The organism is Flavobacterium branchiophilum FL-15 (assembly GCF_000253275.1).
GTDB classification, from domain to species: domain Bacteria; phylum Bacteroidota; class Bacteroidia; order Flavobacteriales; family Flavobacteriaceae; genus Flavobacterium; species Flavobacterium branchiophilum.
The window spans coordinates 125,192-139,852 of the sequence record NC_016001.1 but is presented as its reverse complement, the minus strand read 5'-3'; the positions used below and the strand labels follow the sequence as shown (position 1 = coordinate 139,852).

The 14,661-nt window shown below is 30.6% G+C and carries 13 protein-coding genes and 1 pseudogene; 11 read left to right on the top strand and 3 right to left on the bottom strand.

The annotated features are described in order from the left end of the window. The first annotated feature begins 8 nt into the window (after positions 1-8). The 6 genes from FBFL15_RS00615 to FBFL15_RS00590 all read left to right on the top strand — a co-directional run bounded on the left by FBFL15_RS00615 (position 9) and on the right by FBFL15_RS00590 (position 8,541). Positions 9-3,254, top strand: coding sequence for an Eco57I restriction-modification methylase domain-containing protein (locus FBFL15_RS00615; RefSeq protein ID WP_014082753.1), 3,246 nt, complete (start codon positions 9-11; stop codon positions 3,252-3,254). Positions 3,255-3,259: 5 nt separating this feature from the next. Further along, positions 3,260-5,146, top strand: coding sequence for an AAA family ATPase (locus tag FBFL15_RS00610; RefSeq protein ID WP_014082752.1), 1,887 nt, complete (start codon positions 3,260-3,262; stop codon positions 5,144-5,146). A 31-nt stretch (positions 5,147-5,177) separates the two neighbouring features. Further along, entirely contained in the window at positions 5,178-5,651 is a 474-nt protein-coding gene (locus FBFL15_RS00605; protein WP_014082751.1) for a hypothetical protein, read from the top strand. 236 nt (positions 5,652-5,887) lie between these two features. Next, positions 5,888-6,094: a S24/S26 family peptidase gene (locus FBFL15_RS00600; protein WP_044031960.1), complete on the top strand. Its 207-nt coding sequence runs from the start codon at positions 5,888-5,890 to the stop codon at positions 6,092-6,094. A gap of 149 nt (positions 6,095-6,243) precedes the next feature. After that, positions 6,244-8,094: an IS1634 family transposase gene (locus FBFL15_RS00595; RefSeq protein WP_014082750.1), complete on the top strand. Its 1,851-nt coding sequence runs from the start codon at positions 6,244-6,246 to the stop codon at positions 8,092-8,094. A 66-nt stretch (positions 8,095-8,160) separates the two neighbouring features. Continuing rightward, a complete protein-coding gene (locus FBFL15_RS00590; protein ID WP_014082749.1) occupies positions 8,161-8,541 on the top strand; it encodes a hypothetical protein in 381 nt (126 codons plus the stop codon). 212 nt (positions 8,542-8,753) lie between these two features. On the opposite strand, the gene FBFL15_RS00585 is transcribed toward FBFL15_RS00590, so the two are convergent. Next, positions 8,754-10,385, bottom strand: a complete 1,632-nt coding sequence (locus FBFL15_RS00585) for an acyl-CoA synthetase (RefSeq protein ID WP_014082748.1) — start codon at positions 10,383-10,385, stop codon at positions 8,754-8,756. Positions 10,386-11,153: 768 nt separating this feature from the next. On the opposite strand from FBFL15_RS00585, the pseudogene FBFL15_RS00580 reads away from it, so the two are divergent. From FBFL15_RS00580 to FBFL15_RS00570, 3 genes and pseudogenes are all read left to right on the top strand, one after another. After that, positions 11,154-11,462: pseudogene (locus FBFL15_RS00580) on the top strand (helix-turn-helix domain-containing protein); the annotation flags it as partial. Positions 11,463-11,473: 11 nt separating this feature from the next. Beyond that, positions 11,474-11,719, top strand: coding sequence for a hypothetical protein (locus FBFL15_RS00575; RefSeq protein WP_014082746.1), 246 nt, complete (start codon positions 11,474-11,476; stop codon positions 11,717-11,719). Positions 11,720-11,722: 3 nt separating this feature from the next. After that, on the top strand, positions 11,723-12,013 hold the full coding sequence (locus tag FBFL15_RS00570) for a hypothetical protein (protein WP_014082745.1): 291 nt from the start codon (positions 11,723-11,725) through the stop codon (positions 12,011-12,013). A gap of 69 nt (positions 12,014-12,082) precedes the next feature. Here FBFL15_RS00570 and FBFL15_RS00565 read toward each other — a convergent pair whose 3' ends face one another. Both FBFL15_RS00565 and FBFL15_RS16435 read right to left on the bottom strand, forming a co-directional pair. Beyond that, a complete protein-coding gene (locus FBFL15_RS00565; RefSeq protein WP_014082744.1) occupies positions 12,083-12,613 on the bottom strand; it encodes a hypothetical protein in 531 nt (176 codons plus the stop codon). 7 nt (positions 12,614-12,620) lie between these two features. Next, a complete protein-coding gene (locus tag FBFL15_RS16435; protein ID WP_044031959.1) occupies positions 12,621-13,481 on the bottom strand; it encodes an RHS repeat-associated core domain-containing protein in 861 nt (286 codons plus the stop codon). A 420-nt stretch (positions 13,482-13,901) separates the two neighbouring features. On the opposite strand from FBFL15_RS16435, the gene FBFL15_RS00555 reads away from it, so the two are divergent. Continuing rightward, entirely contained in the window at positions 13,902-14,138 is a 237-nt protein-coding gene (locus FBFL15_RS00555; protein WP_014082743.1) for a hypothetical protein, read from the top strand. Continuing rightward, complete coding sequence (locus FBFL15_RS00550) at positions 14,128-14,427, top strand: type II toxin-antitoxin system RelE/ParE family toxin (RefSeq protein WP_014082742.1); 300 nt, start codon at positions 14,128-14,130, stop codon at positions 14,425-14,427. Before FBFL15_RS00555 ends, FBFL15_RS00550 begins: the two co-directional genes overlap by 11 nt. Positions 14,428-14,661 lie beyond the last annotated feature (234 nt).

Sequence of the window (14,661 nt, the reverse complement as noted above, 5' to 3'; positions counted from 1 at the left end):
AAGTAATAATGACAGTAACCGAAATAAGAAGTATTCTTGAAGCACCATACAACCGTACTGTATGGAAAGACTTCATTAAAACACAATTTACAAACAACCAGTTGACCAAAGATGATTACACATTGCAATTGGGCAAAAGCGATTTATATACCGAATGTTACTCATTAGGTAATTATGCAGTTGATGATTTTACTAAGATTGGTATTTTTGAAATTCAATTAGCACCTAAAGTAAATCTTTCTCGTAATAGAGTTGCTTTGCGTAATCTTATAAAAGAAGTTTCTGCACAAGTTGCAGGTGCAATGGTTGTATTTGTTCAAGGTGATAAATGGCGTTTCAGTTACATTAGTAAACGAAAAGTAAAAAACAAAAATACCAATCTAATTGAAGATAAAGAAACAGCTCCAAAACGTTTTACCTATTTATTCGGTAAAGGCGAAAAAGCCAGAACTGCATCAGACCGTTTTGAAAAACTGATTAACAAACAACAGCAGAACATTTTTCAATTATTAAGTCTAAATGACTTTGAAGAAGCATTTTCGGTTGAAGCATTAAGTAAAGATTTCTTTAAAAAATATAAAGATACTTACGAAGATTTTGTTGAATATTTAACGGGTAAACGTTACAAAAAACAGGGTAACAAATTTGTTGAACAACCGGTTTCGGAACCAAATAATCAATTAAAGGAACTTTTTAAAAGTAGCGAACCCGAAAGAGAAGCTCGTGATTTTTGTAAAAGAATGATGGGACGTATTGTATTTTTATATTTCATCCAAAAGAAAGGCTGGTTAGCAGTTCCACAAGGCAAAAATTGGGGAGAAGGAAATATGAATTATTTATATGACTTATTTAAAAACTCCAATAACGATGATAATTTTTATAGTAAAGAATTAGTACCGCTTTTCTTTACCACTCTTAATAATTTCAATTCTGAAAATGAAGATAGAATATTACGTTTTCCTTATCTTAATGGTGGTTTGTTTGATAATACAATAGATGAAAAATATAATGAATTAAAACTGCCTAAAATTATTTTTGAAAAGTTATTTAAATACTTCAACGATTTCAATTTTACTATTCACGAAGATGCTCCAGATGAGCAAACAGTAGCGGTTGACCCAGAAATGTTAGGGCATATTTTCGAAAACCTTTTAGAAGATAACAAGGATAAAGGTGCATTTTATACGCCAAAAGAGATTGTGCATTATATGTGCCAAGAAAGTTTAAAAGAACATATTGTTACAAATTATGATATTTCAAAGAGAAATGTAATCGACAAGTTGATGCAACAAACTGAACTTTTACAAAGTGAGGAAAATTGGATTAAACAAAATGCACACGATTTAATTGGAATTCTTAAAAATGTAAAAATTTGTGATCCTGCAATTGGTTCGGGTGCTTTTCCAATGGGAATTTTACAAGAAGTTTTTAACCTTATGGTTATTTTGCATAATTATGAAGGATGGGGGAAAAAAAATGAAGCTGAAATAAAAAAGCATATAATTCAAGAAAGTATTTATGGTGTAGATATTGATGCCGGAGCTGTAGATATTGCAAGACTTCGTTTTTGGTTGAGTTTAATCGTAGACGAGGAAAAACCGCAACCATTACCAAATTTAGATTTTAAAATTATGCGTGGCAATAGTTTACTAAACATTCCACCAAATAGTGTGTTTAATGTTGACGAAGCTGAAGAGTTAGAAGTTTTAAAAGATGAGTATTTCTCAACAAAAGACTCAAAAGTTAAAAAAGACCTTAAAGAAAAAATAAATAAAACCACTCATAAAATTTTAAAACTAGCAAATCAATTCTCTCCATATTTAATAGATTTTGATTTTGAATTGTTTTTTAGCGAAGTATATCACGGCAAGAACAAAGGATTTGATATTGTTATTGGCAATCCACCATATGACGTATATGAAGGTAAGAAATCTAAAGAGATTGAAATTTTCAACAAGCATCCAGATTATCAAATAACAAAAGGAGGTAAATTGAATGCTTATAAATTATTTTTAGCAAAAAGTGTTTTACTGCTGAAAAAAGATGGTATTATGTGCGAAATATTTCAAAATTCATTTTTAGCTGATAATTCTGCTTCAAAATTGAGAAAATATTTTATTGATGAGCAACATATAATAAAAATTGATAGTTACCCTGAAAGAGATAATATTCATACAAGAGTATTTGAGAGTGCTAAAATGAGTGTTTGCATTATGTTGAGTAGAAATACAAAACTTCCAACGTATTCATTTCAGGTTAATAATTGGAGAGATAAATCAAACATAAAAAACACTATTATTTTCTCGAAGGAGGATATTTATAGATTTGATAAAAAAAATCTAATTATCCCAAATATTGAATATCAAGAATTAGAGATTATTTTAAAAATTAAAGAATCTAAGTTTAATTTATTATCTGATTTTGCAAAATGTATTGAAGGTGAATTGAATATGACTTTTCACAAAAGTTATTTTACTTCAAACAGTAATTTTCCAAAAATTATCAAAGGAGCTCAAGTTCAAAGGTATTTTATTACTGATACGCCTAGTCAAGGTGAGATACAGTATTTAGATTTAGATATGTATTTAAAAGATTATGGGACAACAATAAAGTCAACCCATTATAAAAAAGAAAGAATTGCTTTGCAAGGTATAACAGGAGCAAATGATAAAACTAGATTGGTGATGACAATGCTAAATGATGGTAACTTTTGTGCTAATTCTTGTAACTATATAATTATTAAAGATGAGTTTTCAAACGAGGTAGAAATTAAATATTTATTAGCATTAACAAATTCAAGTTTAATTAATTGGATGTTTAGAAAAACAAGTACAAATAGTAATGTTAACTGTTATGAAATAGATGGTTTACCTATTAGACTTATTAATTCTGAATTTCAAATTTCATTTGTGATTTTAGTAGATTATTTGTTATTCTTAAAAAATAAATTAAAAATTCAAATTTTAGATCATACAACAAATGAAAGACTAGCTTCAAATATTGAAGAAGTTTTAAATATGATGGTCTATGAGCTCTATTTTGAGGAACATATGAAACAAAATGATTTAGATGTTTTACAATTCATACAACCAAAACCTATTGATAATCTACACAACGATACTGATAAGGTAGAAGTAATTAAAAACTTTTATTTGTGGTTGCAAACTGCCGATAACAAAGTTAGACAACGAATTAATAGTATTGACATTAAAAGTCCTGACATACTTTCGGTAATTAATAGTGCAACAAAATAAGGTTTATGAATAGGATACAATCATTAAAAATTAACAACTTTAAGTTTTTTAGAGACGAAAACCCCATTGAGTTTAATGATAATAACTTGTTATTATATGGCGAAAATGGTAGTGGTAAGTCATCGATTTATTGGTCGTTATATACATTATTTGAAGCGTCTTTAAAATCAAATGATAATGACATTAAAAAATACTTTAGTAAAATCATCAGGATTGAAGATAATTTAATCAATATTCACGCACAAGAAAATCCAATTGGTTCAGACGATTACAATAGTTATATAGAATTAATTACTACTGATAATCCTTCAAAAACGTTTAAGATTTCTAAAAACGATACGTTAATAAATACAAATATTGATGCAAAGCAGACTAACTACGCATCAGACTTTATTAATTACAGAATGTTGTCTAGCATTTCTGCTTTTCGCCATTCCGATAAAATAGATTTGTTTTGGGTATTTGTAGCCGATATTTTTAAATATGTGCAGTTTCCAAGAGTTCAAATCACTAGAAATGGAGTTCTAAAACAAATAACTAATGCCGCCGAAATATGGCAAGAAATTGAACAAGGCCACGAAGTTGTAGATAGTGTTAATAGCACGAATCCAAAAAAAATAAAAGCATACAAAGGCAGTAATGAGTATAAAGAATTTGACGTGTTAGTAAATTCATTCAATGATAGTTTAAAGAAACTTATTGATTATATCAATGTTCAAGCTCCAAATTTCTTTCAAAAGTTAGGATATACATTTCCATTTTATTTAAGTTTAGAAAAAGAAGCAGGATATTATAAAGGTAAAACTGTCTATGAACCAGTTCCATTTGTACTTCGCATAATAATTCCCGAATATGACACACAAACTCAATCGGTTTATAAACCACATTCATTTTTAAATGAAGCCAAGTTATCAGCCATAGCAATTTCTATACGGTTAGCAATCTTAAGCTCAAAACGACTAGAAAATTGTTTAAAATTCATTGTATTAGATGACTTGCTAATAAGTCTCGATATGAAAAATCGTGAAAAGGTATTAGAATTATTAATGTCAGACGAGTTTGTAAATAATTACCAATTAATCATTCTCACACACGATAAAATGTTTTATCAAATGGCTAAATATAAAATTAGCCTTCTCGAACAAGAAAATTGGGTATATTACGAATTACACGAAAAGAAAGATGGTTTAACAACTCGTCCAGATATAAAAAAGAACAGAAGTTATGTTGAAAAAGCAGAAGATTTTTTAAACGATAATCAATTAGACGAAAGTGCTAATAATTTAAGAAAAGCTGCCGAAGCATTTTGTAAAAAGTTTCTATCTAAAACCGACACAATTACAGAAGATTATTCAAGTCTTGATTTAAACGGTATGATTGTAAAATGCAAAAACTTTGCATTAAAAAATGAAATTAACGAAGCTCCATTTGAAGAATTAGACAAGTATCGAAAATTCTTTTTAAACTCTTCAAGTCACGATGATATTGATAATGCTAAATTTAAAACGGAAATTGAAGAGTGCTTAAATTTATTTAAATCTTATTTTGAGTTAGTTAAAATTAGAAATGTTCTTGCGGTTGGTACAAAACTACATTTTGAAATGAATGATAAAAAAACTTCAAAGCCGTTTAGATTTGATATTATCATTGATGAAAACACTAAACTTTATAAAGAAACAGGTAGTGATAGCATATTATTGCGAGGGAAAACAATTTACAATATTTTACAAGGTCACACTATCATTAAAGAAAATCAAGCAAAACATCAGTCTTTAAAGGTTTTTTATGAAAATGTTTTTTCTACATCAGACCAATCAAGTAATCCTGATTTTTGGGAAGGAATAAAGTTCACTGATACAGGTTTACCATTAAACTCAATTAGGTTATTTTAAAGTATAATTAATTGCTTTTAGATTGCTAAATATGAAAAACACTTATAATTTAACAGAAAATGCAGGAAAATATTTTGTTTGTTCAGAATTAAGTAAACTCAATATATTGCCACTATTAACCCCAAAAAACAATCCTTTGTTTGATATTATTGCAACAAATAATGATGGCTCAAAACATGTTGCTATACAGGTTAAAACAATGGGATTGAAAAACGAACAAGGTTGGAAGTTAAGCACGGGCATAACTACAAGAAAAAATAATCCTAATTTATTTCTAGCATTAGTAAACCTAAAAACAAATGCACCAAATGAATTTTACTTATACCAATACGATGATTTTGTAGATAGAGTAAACGAAACCTACATCAATTATATTGACAAACCACACTCAAGAACTGGAGAAGCAAAGAAAGATGTAAAATTTAGATGGTTCAACTTTTCAGACTTCAACGAAGATGATAAATCAAGAAAAAATGATTGGACACTAATCATAAATCAATTATAAATGTAAAAACTATATCAATTTGGAAAACCTTAAAATAAACATCATTCCATTCCAACATCCTTCACTTAATAAGTAGTTTGCATTTACTTTATAATAGTTATTACATCATTCAGCTGCACAAAAACCGTATTTAGTCCAAGTATTCCTAAAGCCAGTTCTTTGTTTGTTTCATTTCGTTAATAAATATTTACCATAATTTCATATCAAAATAAACCTAACTTTCTTAATTTTGTAAAATGAAATTAAGAAGTTTACATTCCACTAAAATATTTGAGTTTTATGCTCCAGACTATTCAACAAAGTTTAAACTACCTTTTGTTGATGTTGGAATTAGTGCAGGTTTTCCATCTCCAGCTGATGATTTTATTGAATTATCTATTGACTTAACCCAACTTGCCGATTTTAGCATTTTAAAAATTAGCAACAAGTGTATTTTGTGTTAAATATATGTTAAATATAAGGTTGTTGCTTGAGTCTAAAAAATTTAAAAGCTTTAAAATCAGCAGTTTATAAATTTTCAGTAGTTTGTAAATCTCGTTTGTAGTGAGGTATGATTATTGTTTATTTAATAAGCGTTTGATATATTTGCAAAATGTTTATAAGAGTAGTAAAAAAGCAAAATTCTAAAGAAGGTAAAATTTTTTACCAGTTTATGCTTGCCCAAAATTCAAGGATTAATGGCAAGGTAAAACAGTCCAATATATTGAGCTTAGGCTCTGATATTGAACTACTTAACAATGATATTAAAAACGAGGTGTTAGTTTTATTGAAGGCTAAAATTTTCAATCAAGAGCTAGCTTTTCCTGTTCAAAACAAGACCTCAATTGATTTGGCTACTAAATATTTTGAAAAATTTCAAATAAAATTTGCTCAAAATACAGATTATTCTGAAGTAGTTTCATCTCCTCCCAAACACGATGGAAGCGATTATCAAGAAATTGATGTTGCAAGTATTGATGTTGTAGCTTCTAAATCTTTTGGAGCTGAAAATATTTGCAATTTAATGTACCAAAAACTAGGTTTTGAACAAATTTTCAAAGAGTTAAATTGGTCTGAATCGGATATAAAAATGGCACAATTGAGCATTTTATCGCGCACCATTTTTAGTGCATCTGAACAAAAAACGGCTCAAATTCTTCGTGATAATAGTGCTTTAACCTCAATTATTGATTATAATAAATCGTTCACTCACAGGGATTTATATCCTATTTTAGATAAATTACACGATTTTCAAATGCAAATTGATAAAAAATTGTATGCTAATATCAATACGCTTTTTGACATCGATCAGTCTATTGTTATTTATGATCTTTCAAACCTCTATTTTGAAGGACGAAAAGCCACTAGCGAGATTGCCCAATTTGGACGAAGTAAAGAAAAAAGATATGATTGTAAGCAGGTTGTTTTTACTGGAATTATTGATAGTAAAGGGTTTATTAAACATTCAAAAATTTATCAAGGCAATATGTCCGATAGCAAAACTATAGCACTATTGCTAGCAGATTTTGAAACGCAAGGTGTTGCAATTAAAGATGTTACAATTGTCATGGATGCTGGTTTTGCTACAGAAGACAATTTAGAATTGATTACTAGCAAACAGATGAAATATGTTGCTGTGGCTCGGAATAAAATAAAAAATTATGAGATAAATCCAGAAAAAGAGCTGATTCAAGTCTTTGATAATAAAGGGAATTCTATTGATTTACAAGTATTTAAGTCTGAAAAGCATGCCGATAATTGGATGTATGTAAAAAGTGAGCAAAAAAGGATTAAAGAAAATTCAATGGCTGAAAAATTAGAAAAGCTTTATCTTGAGGAATTACAAAATTTAAACGATGGATTATCTAAAAAAAGAACCATCAAAAACGCTCTAAAAATTAGTGAAAGACTAGGAAGAATAAAACAAAAACACAAGTTAGTTAGCTCAAGATATCAAGTTGATATTCAAGTAAATGAACTTATAGCTACGAGTGTAAATTGGTCGAAAATTGAACCAAAAGAAAACCAAACCAAACAAGAAGGCGTATATTTTATTAGAACAAATTATCAAGACGTACAAGAAAATAAATTGTGGGAAATTTACAATATTATTAGAGAGGTTGAAGCCACTTTTAGATGTTTAAAATCAGATTTATTAATTCGTCCTGTTTATCATAAAACCGATATAAAAGTAAAAGGACATATCTATCAAACCATTCTTAGTTATCAGATTGTCAATGCAATACGATATTATTTGAAAGATGCTGGAGTAAATTATGATTGGCAAAATATAGTGAGAATTCTGAACACACAAAGTTTAGTTCAGGTAAAACTTCCAACAAAAACCAAAAATCTAACCATAGAAAAAACCTCAAAACCCATAGAAGAAGTACAAAAGATTTACGATTGCTTGAAATTTAAAATTATTAGAAAAACTAAAAAAGTTCATGTAGTGTACCATTGATAAAAAAAAGCTACTGATAATCAGGGTTTTGTGTTGGGTTTTCGGCAAGTTGGGTTAACAATCATTATGGAATTAATAGAAGAAAAAATAGAAATGACTCCAGAGCTTTTGAGTGACGTTCAAATTGATGTTGAGAAACAAGTAATTGTTCATTGTCATGCAAGATATATACCAAATATACCCTGGCAATTGCGGGTATGGCCTACCATTTATTTATTCCCAAAAGAAAGTAATCATCGATGCAAATTGATACAACATTTTAACATTGCATTATACCCGCAATGGCTATATATTAATAAGGTGGAACATCATTTTACGCTTGTTTTTGAAGGGCTTCCAAAGGGTTGTATGTCTTTTGATATTTTGGAAATCATTCCAGAATCAGGTGCTTTTGAAGCTTTTGACATTCAACGAAATTCGACCGATGTATATCATGTGAATTTTTAAAAAATCATTCTTATTGTAATTTATTTAAAAAATAGGGTTACCTTTTTGTTGTTTTTTTATTAATGCATATAATACCAAATATACATTTCAAATCCATAACCTTTGGCGTTGGCTTGCACTATTATTTCAATTGATAGTCATTTCAATCAAACGGTTAATGCCAAAAGCATCAACCGTTTGTTTTTTTATCCCAAAAGTTTTCAAACATTTTTTCATTCAAGCAAAGCAGCTTCGGCTCTTAATACATATTTTTGAATTTTACCAGTTGATGTTTTGGGCAATTCCGAAAAAATGACTGTTTTAGGTGTTTTAAAACCTGCTAAATGTTGTTTGCAATATTGTATAACTTCTAATTCTGTTAGTAGTTGGTTGGGCTTTAGTGTGATAAATGCACAAACCGTTTCGCCCCATTTTTGGTCTGGGCGGGCCACAACAGCAGCTTCTAAAACAGCAGGATGCCTGTACAAAACACTTTCTACTTCGATGGTAGATATGTTTTCGCCTCCCGAAATGATAATGTCTTTCGATCGGTCTTTTATTTGCACATATCCATCAGCATACCACACCGCCAAGTCGCCAGTATGAAACCAACCCCCTGCAAAAGCCTCTTGTGTAGCGGGCTCGTTTTTCAGATAGCCTTTCATTACAATATTGCCTTTAATAAAAATTTCGCCAATTGTGGTGCCGTCTGCTGGCACGGGTTCTAAAGTATCAGGATTGGCAACCATAACATCCTCCAAAAACAAATATTTCACACCTTGTCTGGCCTTCAAATCTGCCTTCTCCGAAATGGGTAAATCATCCCACTCCGATTGCCAGGCACACACCACGGCTGGCCCATAGGTTTCTGTCAATCCATATACATGTGTAATTTTAAAACCCATAGCCTCTACACCTTCAATGATGGCTGCAGGTGGTGCAGCACCAGCCGTCATCACATATACCGTATTTTGCAAAGGTTTTTTGTCTGCCTCGGACGCATTCGTCAATAACCCCAAAACAATGGGAGCCCCACAAAAATGGGTTACTTTTTCATTTTCTATAGCCTCAAATATTACATCTGCTTTTACTTTTCTTATACAAATACTAGTGCCGGCTTGGGCTGCCAATGTCCACGGAAAACACCACCCATTGCAATGAAACATGGGCAAAGTCCACAAATAAACGGCATGCTGTGGCATACTCCAAGTAATAATATTATTGGCAGCATTCAAATAAGCCCCCCGATGGTGGTAAACCACCCCTTTGGGGTTGCCCGTTGTCCCAGACGTATAATTAAGCGAAATGGCCTGCCATTCGCTCGAAGGCAATTCCCATTCAAACACATCATCACCCCGAGCAATAAAATTTTCATAAGTCAAATCACCAATTAAACTACCCCCTTCTGCATGCTCGTCTTCAATATTAATAATCAATGGCGGATCTTCTAAACAAGCTATGGCTTCCAATATAGTGGCAGAAAATTCAATATCTGTTATCAACACCTTTGTCCCAGCATGTTCAAGCATAAAACCAATTGTAGCAGCATCTAATCTGATATTAAGGGTGTTAAGCACAGCACCAGTCATTGGAACTCCAAAATGTGCTTCAAATATAGCAGGTACATTAGGTGCCATTATCGATACCGTATCACCTTTTTTGATGCCGTGTTTACTTAATGCCGATGCTAATTTCATACATCGGGTATAGGTTTCGGACCAAGTTCTACGAATTTTACCATATACAACCGCTGTATAATCAGGATATACAAATGCCGTACGCTTGATGAATGAAAGCGGGCTCAAGGCCGTAAAATTGGCTGGATTTTGGTCTAAACCGTTATCAAAAATCGAATGCTCTATCATGGTTTACAGGTTTTTATCATGCTGTAAAAATAATAGTATCCATCAAAAAAAACGAACAAATAGCAACTATATTTGCAAAATTACTATACCTACATTCAACCACAAACCACCATTCGTCATAAATCCTACAAATGAATCAAAAATAGCAGCAGCAGCCACTTTTGGCATTTCCACGCAGGGCCAGTTCCCGCCTTTCGCTACAATCTTTTTGTTTTTAAAGAAAAAACAAAAAGGATTTCCACTCCAGTCGGGGCTAGATTGCCACTTTTGGAAGTGTTACCAAGGGCAATCCTTCTAGTATTCCATTTGTAAACCTCAAAGGTTTTGGAAACCTTTGAGGTTTGCAAATCCTAAATTCACTTTTTTAGAACAGTATCTAAAAAATGATAAACTTTTTAATAACTATCCTTTTTTTAATTAATTTTGTTTTGTGCTAATTTGTAAAGTAGCCGTTTTATCCTTGTAAAATGGCAATTGAGCATTTTGTTTTGATTGGCTTGCAAATTGTAGTTTTTTAAGACTTGTTCTAAAGTGAGAGATTGTTTTATAGATGAGATTTCCGTTGTTTTAAAATTGTTGATGAATTAGTTGTTCCTATTTGATACCTTGCAAAATCATATAAAATGTTCCGTATAGATAACAATATGTTTAAAAAAAGGAACATTGTTTTTATTTTGTCTTTTAATTGATTACTTTTGCTTTATAATTACAATGAGTACAGGATTAAGCATTAAGAAAATAAGAGCACAAAAGTGATTAACGCAACAAACAATTACAGACCTTATTGCAATGCACCGTTCCAATTATTCTAAAATTAAAAATGGACAAAGAGAACTTTCTATTGATGCTTTAAAAAAAATTGTTAAATATTTTGGAATAGCCACAGACCAATTTATAAATTATGAAAACGGAATTCCTACTGAAGTAACTACAGAAAATAAAACGCTATTGGTACAAGTTAAACTAATACAAATACTTGAACCCGAAGAAAAAAATATGGCTTTTAAAATGGTAGATACATTTTTAACCCAAAAGAAATTTAAAGATTTCTTTCAGAAAAACATAGCAACACTTTAAATCAAATCATTATGAACATACAACAATTGCAAAATGATAAATTAAATATTATCAACTGGATTAGCCAATTACAAGACTATTCTCTTATAGAAAAGGTAAAATCTATAATGAGTTCGCCTGAAGCCTGTTTGTTGTCTAATGAACAAAAAAACGCCATAGACGAGGCTTTACAATCTATAGAAACCAAAGGAACAACACCCCATAATATCGTAATGGAAGAAACCAAAAAACGTTTTCCACATCTTTTTAACCAATAAGCAATGACAATAGTTTCTTGGTCTGAACCTGCTAAAATCGATTATTGGAACAATATTGAATACTTGGAAAGAGAATGGACACTAACCGAAGTATATCATTTTATGGATAAGGTAGATCAACTTATAGATTTACTTACCAAAGAAAACCTAACTTTCAAGCCCACAGTTTACAAAAACACGTTTCAAGTTCCTGTTCTAAAACAAATTACGCTGTATTATCGTTTTGAAAATAATGCTATTGAGCTCTTGCGGTTTTGGAATAATTATCAAGATGAAAAAAAGTTTATTTTATAAAAAAAGCCCCGAAATTCGGGGCTTTTTGCTTTTAACCCTTACAAATTGAAAAGGTTTTTTATGTTTAAACTAATAATTTTTAATACATTCTTTGAAAGATTCTTTAACTTTTAAATTTCCTTTAAAAAAAATAAATTTATCTATTAGTTTCTCATAATTATACTTTTCATCAGCTAAATCAATACACATAACTTTAACTAAATAAACTAATAGCTTATCTTTAAATTTAGAATCTTTAGTTATCAGGTAGTCCTCAAAATCTTTAATGCTACTTTTGTTGTCAACAAAATAATTGAATAATAAGTAACCCGTATTTTCTGAAAACGATTCGTCATTATTGTTTAGAATATAATTTGAAAATAAATCATATTCTTCTAAATCTAATTTTTCCTTTTTTTCTATTTTAGAAATTATTTTTTCTATTCTAGATTGTTTTTTCTTTTCAACTTTTTTTTGGCTGATTTTAGATTTACTACTATTTGGAAGTTTGCTTTCGTTGGCAGAAGCAACACTTCTGGTTAAATCGGCATTATTCTTATTACATGAATAAAAAAATGTAAAACAATAAAATGTAATAATTGTATAAATTTTAGTTCTCATTAGTCTTTTATAATTTTTTTATTTCTTTTGAATAATCAATTCTAGGTGCCACAAAAGTATTATCAATTTTTACCGCTGGTAATTCTTGTTTAATTTGAAACATATCTTGTGGAGCTTGTGATTGAGTAGGGAATTGATCTGTACCTGCGTTATGTCTATTATTATCATAATTCACAGGTGAAGATAAATCATCTGTCAAACTTAATATTCCAGGTTTTTCGGTTTTGTCATTATTCTCTAAACCAGTTGCGATTTCTTTCATCACTTTAATATCATCATCGTTTATTCTCATACAACCATGTGTGCTTGCTAAATCCTTTCTTCCTTTATATTTACCTTCTTGTCGACCACCGTGAATATGCATACCGTTACGGCTACCACCCTCATCTCCTTTATAGTCTAATGCTAGCAAATCATTCGGTCCAAAACTAACAGAATTGTATCTTTTATTTCCTGTTTCTCTCCAGCCTAAAATATTATAATTGCCTTGAGGAGTATCTGAATTTCCTATATTCCTAACTCTTCCTCCAGTTCCAATAGTTTTTACCACAGTTCTATAAACCTCATTACCATTATTGTCTCTCATTATCATCACTGCATATCCACTTTTACTTCTGTCATTATATGCATGAACTTCAATATCCCATCTTCCATCAGTATCAATCCTATTTATTGGATTATTTGAGCAAAAATGGTATGGTGTCTTATTTGGAGCAAGTTCCGCCAACGGATCCACACTCATCCATATACTCACTCTCGGGTCATAATACCTTGCCCCATAATAATACAGCCCTGTTTCGTCGTCTAGCTCCTTGCCGTTAAACTTGTAGGGGCTGTTGTAATAGTTGTTGCCTAGTTGTTGTGTCATAGTCTATCTCACAAGCGTTTATTTTCAGCGGTGTTCGATGAATGTTATTTCTCCAAAAGGCAAATTTAAGAAAAATTACCTCACTTTGGTGTTTTTTTCAGCGGAGTTCGATGAATCTCTGATTTGATAAGCATTACCAAAAATAGCTGTCAAAGCTGTACTAGTTCCCAAATGGTCGGGTTTAAAAAATTAAAAAGTTTTAAAACCACAACTTTTTAGAGTTGTGGTTTTTGGCTTTTTATTTAGTTGGTACACGAAAGGATTCGTGCACCAACGGGGGGGAGACGTTTGCGGAGCATTTCAGATGGTAATCTTTGCGGAGCTGAGCATATAATAACATAAGCATAACACTCTTTTTAGAAAATAAACTTTATTATTTATTTTTTTGTATTTTTGTAAAGAATAAAAATATTGCTTACTATGAAAACCATAACTCTTAACACTTTAAACGAAAAACTTAAAAACGCTCCACAAAGTGTTTTAGAACGTGTTGTTGGATATATTGATGCACTTATAGAACCAACAGCATCTAGCAAACCTTATACTTTATCTTTAGCACAACAACAACAATTAGATAGCCAACTTAATTCTGACAAAAGCACTTATATTGATGCTGATAAACTTTATGATGATTTAAAAAGTAAATATGAACTATAAGATTATTGTTTCGCCAATTGCTTCTAAAAACATTAAAAATGCGGTTTCTTATTATGTTGAAGAAGTAAGTAAAAAAGTAGCTAATGATTTTATAAAAGATTTTAAAAAAACATACAAAACCTTACAAAAAAATCCGTTTTGCCAGTTTCACGATAATAATTATCGTTTTTTGCCTTTTAGTAAATTTCCATATATCGCTTTTTTTATTGTAGATGAACCCAGTAAAACCGTATTTTTAAATGCCGTTTTTCATACCTCGCAAAATCCTGAAAAATATCCTCTAAAATAAAAAAAACAGGCAATTGCGTGTTTTTTTTACAACAAAATGTAACAGTTACGTGGCATTTTTCATTTTATTTAGTAGGTACACCAAAGGATACTTGCAACAGCAATCTGGATTTTTTTAAGAAGCACACAACCCCATTCCAACACCCATTTTGTCCTGCTGTCCGCTATATCTCTTGCTCCGCTACCGCTCCACAAGAGGATGCCGCTCCCATCAGGGCTAAAATAGACAAGTAGT